The organism is Leisingera sp. F5, from assembly GCF_001593695.1.
Genome location: NZ_LUKH01000595.1, coordinates 1 through 2,043, shown reverse-complemented (window position 1 = coordinate 2,043; position 2,043 = coordinate 1). Strand labels below are relative to the sequence as shown.

Genomic DNA, 2,043 nt, shown 5'->3' with positions numbered 1-2,043 from the left:
CGTCATAACGCTGCATCGCGGCTTCAAATGCGCGGAAGCTGGCAGCGGTGTGGTCGGCAATCTCAGCTGCGACAAACACCGTCACATGCGGCGCCAGTTTCTTGAGGTTGATGCGGGCGCCGTAGCCTTCGATCAGACCCGCCTGCTCCAGCTTCTTCAACCGGTCCCAGCAGGGCGTCGGCGACAGGCCGATCCGGTCGGCCAGCGCGGCCTTGGTGATGCGGCCCTCGGTTGAGAGCACGCGCAGGATGTCGAGATCGCGCTGGTCCAGTTGCATGTCTTCCGCCTATCAGCCGCCGGTGACGCCGACAACCGCAACGCAGTCTCCGGATTTGATCAGCCCGGGGAAATGGCGGCTGATCACCAGCCCGGCACGGCGGGCACGGTACTCCACCGGCGGCTGCCCGGTGCGGTCCAGCGGCCAGACGCGGCCAACCAGATCCCCCTTGGCCACTGACGCGCCCAGATCGGCCATAATCTCAAACAGCCCGTCGCTCTCGCTGAACAGGAAGCAATCATCGTCCGGCATCGTCAGGTTTACGGTCTCTTCCAGCTGCATCTCACCCTTCAGGATGCCCGCATAGATCAGCACATTGCGCAGCCCCTTCTTGGCAATAGCATTGCTGCGTGCCGTGGAAGAGCCGCCGCCGCCCAGTTCGGTGGTGACCAGAACCTTGCCCATCCCCTCGACCGCGGTGTCGTACATGCCGCCGCTGTCGATCTCCAAAAGCTCCACCGAATAGGGTGCATTGAACGCCTTCATGGCTGCAAAGCAGGCCTCCTGCGTCGCCTTGTTCTCCAGGATATGGGCAGCGGCAAAGGGCACGAAATCCAGCGTCTTGCCGCCGGAGTGGAAATCAACCGCCAGATCCGCCATCGGCAAGAGGGTGCGCTGGAAGTAGTCCGCGATCTTCTCGGTCACGGTGCCGTCAGGACGGCCTGGAAAAGACCGGTTCATGTTGCCCTTGTCGATGGGCGAGGTGCGGGTGCCGGCCCGGAATGCCGGGTAGTTGAAGGCCGGCACGATGATCAGACGGCCGGTCACGTCTTCGGCGCGGGTAGTGGCGGCGAATTCGTGCAAGGCAATCGGGCCTTCATATTCGTCGCCATGGTTGGCGCCGGTCATCAGCGCCGTCGGGCCGTCGCCGTTCCTGATCACGGTCAGCGGGATCATCACTGAGCCCCAAGCTGAGTCATCCCGGCTGTATGGCAGCTTCAGGAAACCGTGGTGCACCCCATCCTGATCCAGCGGGATGGTGGGGGAAATCGGGTTTGCCTTCATGGATCAGTCCTTCACGAACATTTTGCGCGGCACATCGGACAAGCACTCCGACCCGTCCACCCCGATGCGAATGCTTTCGGTGATCTCAAAGCCCCAGTCCTCCATCCAGAGGCCGGTCATGAAGTGGAAGGTCATGTTTTCTTCCAGAACAGTGGTATCGCCCGGACGCAGCGACATGGTGCGCTCGCCCCAGTCCGGCGGGTAGCTGACGCCGATCGGATAGCCGGTGCGGTTGTCTTTTTCGATGCCGTATTTTTTCAGCACCTTGAAGAACGCCTTGGCAATGTCCTCGCAAGTGTTGCCGGCCCTGGCCATCTCAAGCCCGGCTTCCATGCCCTCCAGCACGGCCTTTTCCGCATCCAGGAAAGTTTGCGTCGGCTTGCCCAGGAACACCGTGCGCGACAGCGGGCAGTGATAGCGGTGCACAACACCTGCGATTTCAAAGAAAGTACCCTCGCCGGATTTCATCGGCAGGTCGTCCCAGGTCAGATGCGGCGCGGCTGCATCCGGTCCCGACGGCAACAGCGGCACAATAGCGGGGTAGTCGCCGCCAAACCCCAGGGCCTCGTCATAGCGCAAAGCGGAGTCATAGATATCCGCCACCAGATCGCACTTGCGCATCCCCGGTTCGACCTTGTCGAAAATCCGCTGATGCATGCGTTCAACGATCTTGCCGGCCTGGCGCATATAGGTGAGTTCAGGCTCGCACTTCACTGCGCGCTGCCAGTTCACCAGCGCGTTGCTGTTGGCAAAGCGCGCAT

General features: G+C 61.9%; 3 protein-coding genes. All 3 read right to left on the bottom strand.

From position 1 onward, the window contains the following. A partial coding sequence (locus A2I95_RS33675; protein ID WP_291736816.1) for an Lrp/AsnC family transcriptional regulator occupies nt 1-277 on the bottom strand: 277 nt, incomplete at its 3' end. Between the two features lie 12 nt (nt 278-289). After that, nucleotides 290-1,282 (bottom strand): N(2)-acetyl-L-2,4-diaminobutanoate deacetylase DoeB, encoded by a 993-nt coding sequence (gene doeB, locus A2I95_RS33670; protein WP_027257890.1) that lies wholly within the window; start codon nt 1,280-1,282, stop codon nt 290-292. Nucleotides 1,283-1,285: 3 nt separating this feature from the next. Continuing rightward, nucleotides 1,286-2,043: M24 family metallopeptidase (locus A2I95_RS33665; RefSeq protein WP_291736813.1), on the bottom strand; the 758-nt coding region annotated here is incomplete at its 5' end.